5 protein-coding genes are annotated in these 6,072 nt (G+C 72.5%); 4 read left to right on the top strand and 1 reads right to left on the bottom strand.

All coding sequences use genetic code 11. The features are described 5' to 3' along the window. The first annotated feature begins 142 nt into the window (after positions 1-142). Positions 143-562: a protein-tyrosine phosphatase family protein gene (locus AB0C01_RS33330; RefSeq protein WP_357573037.1), complete on the top strand. Its 420-nt coding sequence runs from the start codon at positions 143-145 to the stop codon at positions 560-562. Positions 563-586: 24 nt separating this feature from the next. Here the strand turns inward: AB0C01_RS33330 and AB0C01_RS33325 are convergent, their stop codons facing one another. Further along, positions 587-2,881 carry an excinuclease ABC subunit UvrA gene (locus AB0C01_RS33325; protein WP_357239460.1) on the bottom strand — a complete coding sequence of 765 codons (2,295 nt, stop codon included), beginning with the start codon at positions 2,879-2,881 and terminating at the stop codon, positions 587-589. 165 nt (positions 2,882-3,046) lie between these two features. On the opposite strand from AB0C01_RS33325, the gene AB0C01_RS33320 reads away from it, so the two are divergent. The 3 genes from AB0C01_RS33320 (at position 3,047) to AB0C01_RS33310 (ending at position 5,960) form a co-directional block, all read left to right on the top strand. After that, positions 3,047-3,775, top strand: coding sequence for a MerR family transcriptional regulator (locus AB0C01_RS33320; RefSeq protein ID WP_357573036.1), 729 nt, complete (start codon positions 3,047-3,049; stop codon positions 3,773-3,775). 44 nt (positions 3,776-3,819) lie between these two features. Further along, on the top strand, positions 3,820-5,028 hold the full coding sequence (locus tag AB0C01_RS33315; RefSeq protein ID WP_357573035.1) for a D-alanyl-D-alanine carboxypeptidase: 1,209 nt from the start codon (positions 3,820-3,822) through the stop codon (positions 5,026-5,028). A 104-nt stretch (positions 5,029-5,132) separates the two neighbouring features. Further along, a complete protein-coding gene (locus tag AB0C01_RS33310; RefSeq protein WP_357573034.1) occupies positions 5,133-5,960 on the top strand; it encodes a peptidylprolyl isomerase in 828 nt (275 codons plus the stop codon). Positions 5,961-6,072: the final 112 nt, after the last annotated feature.

Here is a 6,072-nt window from a genome sequence, read left to right as displayed (position 1 = left end):
CGCTCTGCCGAGCGGGCGCGGCGCCGCGCCACCCGCGGCGCGGCGCCCTCCCCCCCGCCCCCCGCCCCGCCCCGGGCCCCCCGGGCCGGGGGCGGCGCTGTCTGTGCCCACCTGTCGGTCCGGCAGCGGCATAATCGCTCGGGTGACCGGTTCTCAGCCCTGGCCCGAGCAATCTGGTTTGCTCGTACTCCCCAGCGGGGTGACGGTACGCGGGCGCCGCGTCGCCACGGTGACGTCGCCCGCCGACTTCGCACTGCTGTTGGCGCCCGGTCCGGCTCCGGCGTGGCCGTACCGGCGGATCCGGTGGCCCGATTTCTGGGTGCCGACGGATCGGGCGGATGCCCTCGATGCGCTGCGGGCGGCGTTGCGGCGCGCCCATGACGGTGCGCGCGTCGAGGTGGCCTGTCGGGGTGGGGTGGGGCGGACCGGTACCGCGCTGGCCGCGTTGGCGATTCTCGACGGCCTGCCGGCCGAGCGGGCGGTGTCGTGGGTCCGGGAGGGTTACCACCCCAAGGCGGTGGAGACGCCCTGGCAGCGGCGCTGGCTGCGCCGCGTGGTCTGACCTGCACCGCCCGCCCCTGGGCGCCTACCCCTGTCGGGTCACCGCCGGTTCGTTGACGTACTCGCGCAGGTGGGTGGCGGTCAGCGTGTCCCCACGGGCGACCAGGTCGGCGGGCGTGCCGGTGAAGACGATCCGGCCGCCGTCGTGGCCGGCGCCCGGCCCCAGGTCGATGAGCCAGTCGGCGTGGGCCATGACGGCCTGGTGGTGCTCGATGACGATCACGGTGTTGCCGGCGTCGACCATCCGATCGAGCAGGGCGAGCAGTTGGTCCACGTCGGCCAGGTGCAGGCCGGTGGTGGGTTCGTCCAGCACGTAGGTGGTGGTCTTCTCCGCCAGGTGGATGGCGAGCTTGAGTCGTTGCCGTTCCCCGCCGGACAGGGTGGTCAACGGCTGGCCGAGGCTGAGGTAGCCCAGCCCGACGTCGACCAGCCGGCCGAGGATGAGGTGCGCCGGACCACCCGGGAAGAACGCGTACGCCTCGGTGACCGACATGGCCAGCACCTCGCTGATGTTCTTGCCGCGCAACGTGTACGTGAGCACCTCGTCGGTGAAGCGTCGACCCTCGCAGCGTTCGCAGACGCTGGCGACGCCGGCCATCATCGCCAGGTCCGTGTAGATCAGCCCGATTCCCTTGCAGGCCGGGCAGGCACCCTCGGAGTTGGCGCTGAACAGGGCCGCCTTGACGCCGTTGGCCTTGGCGAAGGCGGTACGGATCGGGTCGAGTAGCCCGCTGTAGGTGGCCGGGTTGCTGCGCCGGGACCCGCGGATGGGGGACTGGTCGACGATGACCACCCCGGACCGGCCGCGCAGCGACCCGTGGATCAGTGAACTCTTGCCGGAGCCGGCCACGCCGGTGACCACGGTGAGCACGCCGAGCGGGAGGTCCACGTCCACGTCGCGCAGGTTGTGCAGGTCGGCCTGGCGGATGGCGAGCTGCCCGGTGGGTTGGCGTACCTGGCCGCGCAGGGTCACCCGGTGGTCCAGGTGCCGACCGGTGAGGGTGTCGGAGCGGCGCAGCGCGGGCACGTCGCCGGTGAAGCAGATCCGGCCGCCGTCGGTGCCGGCACCCGGCCCGAGGTCGACGACGTGGTCGGCGATGGCGATGGTCTCCGGCTTGTGCTCGACCACCAGCACCGTGTTGCCCTTGTCGCGCAGTCGCAGTAGCAGGTCGTTCATCCGGGCGATGTCGTGCGGGTGCAGGCCGACGGTGGGTTCGTCGAAGACGTAGGTGACGTCGGAGAGGCTGGAGCCGAGGTGCCGGACCATCTTGACCCGTTGCGCCTCACCGCCGGAGAGGGTGGCCGACTCCCGGTCCAGGCTGAGATAGCCCAGACCGATCTCGACCAGGGAGTCCAGCAGGTCACGCAGGTTGGCGATCAGTGGTGCGACCCCCGGGTCGTCGATGCCGCGCACGACCGTCGCCAGGTCGCTGATCTGCATCGCCGAGCAGTCGGCGATGGTGCGTCCGGCGATCCGCGACGACAGGGCCGCCGCGTTGAGTCGGGTGCCGCCGCAGTCGCCGCAGGTGGTGAAGGTGACCGCCCGGTCGACGAATGCGCGGATGTGCGGTTGCATCGACTCGCGGTCCTTGGCCAGGTAGAGACGCTTGACCTTGACCACCAGGCCCTCGTACGTCCAGTTGTTGCTGCCCACCTTGATCTTCGTGGACGGCTTGTGGAGGAAGTCCTCCCACTGTTGCGGGGTGAAGTCCTGGAGTTTGACGTCCGGGTCGAACAGGCCGGAGCCGGCCATCGTCTGCCAGTACCAGGAGTCGACGGCGAAGTTCGGCACGGTGATGGCGCCGTCGTTGAGGGAGCGCTCGACGTCCACCAGTTCGTTGATGTCTAGGTCGGAGACGCGGCCCAGCCCCTCGCAGGTGGGGCACATGCCCTCGGGCAGGTTGAAGCTGAACGCCCCGGCACCGCCGATGGACGGCTGGCCGAGCCTGCTGAAGAGGATCCGCAGCATGGCGTACGCGTCGGTGGCGGTGCCGACGGTGGAGCGGGAGTTGACGCCCATCCGCTCCTGGTCGACGACGATGGCCGCGCTGAGGTTGCGCAGCGAGTCGACGTCCGGTCGGTTGAGGTTCGGCATGAACGACTGGAGAAACGCGCTGTAGGTCTCATTGATCATGCGCTGGGACTCGGCGGCGATGGTGCCGAAGACCAGCGACGACTTGCCCGAGCCCGAGACGCCGGTGAAGACGGTCAACCGGCGTTTGGGGATGTCGACCGAGACGTCGGCGAGATTGTTCTCCCGCGCCCCGCGTACCTCGATCATGTCGTGGCTGTCGGCGGCGGACCATGCTGGCTGCGACATGCGAACCCTTCACGGAGTCGTGGCGGGACTGTGCCCCGCCGATGCTGGCGGGTTCCATTGTCTCATTCATCCCCATGTAGAGACTTTCGTGGAGAACCAAGCGCAGGAGGCAGCAGCACGTCCGGGAAAGTCTCAAATCACGTCGTAAGCGGTACGGTGGCTCGCGTGGACGTCTCCCCGAAGGATCGACTCCGGGCCGTGGACCTGGCGGCCACCGTCGGGATCTCGGTGCAGCAGGTGCGCAACTACGTCGAGCAGGGTGTGCTGCCCCCGGCGCGGCGGACCGAGAGCGGCTACCGGATCTTCACGACCGCGCATGCCCGGGCGCTGAGCGTCGCGCGACGGCTGGCCGAGGGGCACGGCTGGAGTCGCGCCCGGGAGATCATGGCGGCGGTGCATCGGGGTGACCTGCCGGCGGCCCTGGCCGCGCTCGACGGCGGTCACGCCGAGCTGGACCGGGAACGCGCCGAGATCCGCCGGGTGCTCGGCGCCTTCGTGACCGTGCTGGCCAGCCCACCGTTGGCGCGGCCCGCACCACGCCGCGCCGCCCGCATCGGCGAGGTCGCCGCCCTGGTCGGGGTGCGAACCTCCCAGCTCCGGCTCTGGGAGCAGCGCGAGCTGCTGCGCCCGAGTCGCGCTCCGGGCACCAACTACCGGGTGTACGACGAGGTGGAACTACGCGCCGCGCAGGTCATCGCGTTGCTGCGCCGAGGCGCGTACCCGTTCGAGATCATCGAGGCGGTGCTGGAGGAACTGCGGACCACCGGCAGCCCCCAGCGCGTCCGCGCCGAACTGGCCCGCCGCGAGCAGGACCTGCACATTCGCAGCCTGCGCCGGCTGCGGGGCACGGCCGCCCTGCACGACTACCTGCGCGGTGGCGGCGAGGCGGGTTGACCGACCCGTCCCACCGAGCGATCTTGTTGGCTAGGGTCGGGCACATGAGAGCTGCGCTGCTGGCGGCCACGGCGTCCGCCATCCTGCTCGCTCCCGCGCCGGTCGCCGCCGCGGGAGCGTCCGCCGGGGCAACCGTGCGGTGCCCGCGGGTGCCGGCCCCGGCGGTGTCCCGCCCGCCCCGCCCCGCACCCCCGCCCGCCGTTCCCGCGCAGCGGGTGGTCGGCGGCGCGGCCCTGGACACGACCGGCCTGGTCGTGCCGGCCGACGCCCCCGCGCCACCGGCGATCACCGCCACGTCGTGGCTGGTCGCCGACCTGGACAGCGGCCAGGTGCTCGGCGGGTGCGGCCCACACGAGTACGGCACCCCGGCCAGCGTGCAGAAGCTCCTGTTGGCGGCCACGATGCTGCCTCGGTTGGACCCGAAGCAGACGGTGACCGTCACCGAGGACGACATGCACATCGAGCCCGGCTCCTCCGCCGTGGGACTCGTCGCGGGCGGTCGGTACACCATCGAGACCATCTGGCTCGGGCTGCTGCTCAACTCCGGCAACGAGGCCGCCAACGCGCTGGCCCGGCTCGGCAGCGGGACGGACAGCGCCGCCGGCGTACGCGCGATGAACGAGCAGGCCCACCACCTGGGCGCGCTGCAGACCCACGCGGTCACCCCGTCGGGGCTGGACGGCAAGGGGCAGTTCACCAGCGCGTACGACCTGGCGCTGATCGCCCGGGCCTGCTTCGCCGACCCGACCTTCCGCCGGTACGCGCTGACCGAGCAGACGCAGATTCCCACCCAGCCGGCGCAGCGCACCAAGGGTTTCCAGATCCAGAACGAGAACCAACTCATCTACCGGTACCCGGGCGCGCTCGGCGGCAAGACCGGCTTCACCGACCTGGCCCGGCACACCTACGTGGGCGCCGCCGAACGCAACGGCCGACGGCTGGTGGTCACCCTGTTGGGTGCCGAACCGGCGCCGAAGCGCGGCTGGGAGCAGGGCGCGGCCCTGCTGGACTGGGGTTTCACGCTGCCCCGGGACGCGTCCGTCGGCCGGCTGGTCGAGCCGGGCGAACTGACCGCCACGCCGTCGGCGGCGCCGTCCGCGTTGGCCGCACCCGGTGCGCCCCGGCCGGCGGCGGCCAGCGGACCCGCGCGTACCGGCTCGGGATGGTTGTGGTCGGTGACCGCGGTGAGTGGCGCGGGGGTGCTGGCGCTGTTGGGCGGGCTGCTGTGGCGGCGTCGCCGTCGGCTGCCCTGAGCCGCTGACTGGCCGGAGCCGCTGACTGCCCGGGCGGATCGACATCGGGTGCTGGTGTCCATAGACTCCGGTCTTTCTGGCACCACGAGTCCAGGAGGATCACCGTGTCGAGTGAACTCGAACCGCACCGCGGCGTGGCGGCACCCCGCCGGCCGGTGCACGTCCTGTCCCGCCTCGCGGGGGTGACCGCGCTCGCCGGGGCGCTCGTCGTCGGGGCGTCCCCGAGCGCGGTCGCCGCGCCCGCCGCCGCCGAGGGCGCTTCCACCGCCGCGGACGCCGCCACCCGACCGCCGCGCACCACCCACGGCCCGTGCGCGTACACCGAGACACCCGACGAGCCCGCGGCCCGGCCGGTGCCGTTGCCGCCCGACCCACGGCGCACCCCGGCCCGGGGCAGTGTCCGGGTGACCCTGTCGACCAACCACGGACCGATCGGGCTGACGCTGGACCGGGCCGCCGCACCGTGCACCGTACAGAGCTTCCTGCACCTGGTCGGCAAGCGTTTCTACGACCGCACCCCGTGCCACCGGCTCACCGCGTACCCGACGCTGAGCGTGCTGCAGTGCGGTGACCCGTCGGGCACCGGCGAGGGCGGCCCGGGCTACCGGTACCGCGACGAACTGCCGACCGACCTGCCGCCGGCGCCCACCGACCCGACCGGGGAACGCCGGGTGTACGCCCGGGGCGTGCTGGCGATGGCCAACGCGGGGCCGGACACCAACGGCAGCCAGTTCTTCCTGGTCTACGCCAACTCGGCGCTGCGCCCCAACTACACGATCTTCGGCGAGGTCGACGCGGCCGGGTTGGCCACCCTGGACCGGATCGCGGCCGGGGGAGTGGCGCCGACCGCCGAGGACCCGGCGCCGGTCGACGGCGCGCCCGCGCTGCCGGTGACCATTCGAAAGGCCGTCCGCGCGCACCACCACCACTGAGCAGGCGGCGCGGTGGGCGGCGTCTGCCGCTCACCGCGCCAGCGGGAGCGCCAGCCGGGGGGAAGCCCGGCGACCGAAATTCTCGGAAGCGGATCGGAACTGGTCCGACCGG

It is taken from the genome of Micromonospora sp. NPDC048905, from assembly GCF_040649655.1.
In the GTDB taxonomy this organism is placed as follows: domain Bacteria; phylum Actinomycetota; class Actinomycetes; order Mycobacteriales; family Micromonosporaceae; genus Micromonospora.
The sequence above is the reverse complement of the archived record's forward strand: the minus strand, read 5'-3'. Positions and strand labels throughout refer to the sequence as shown.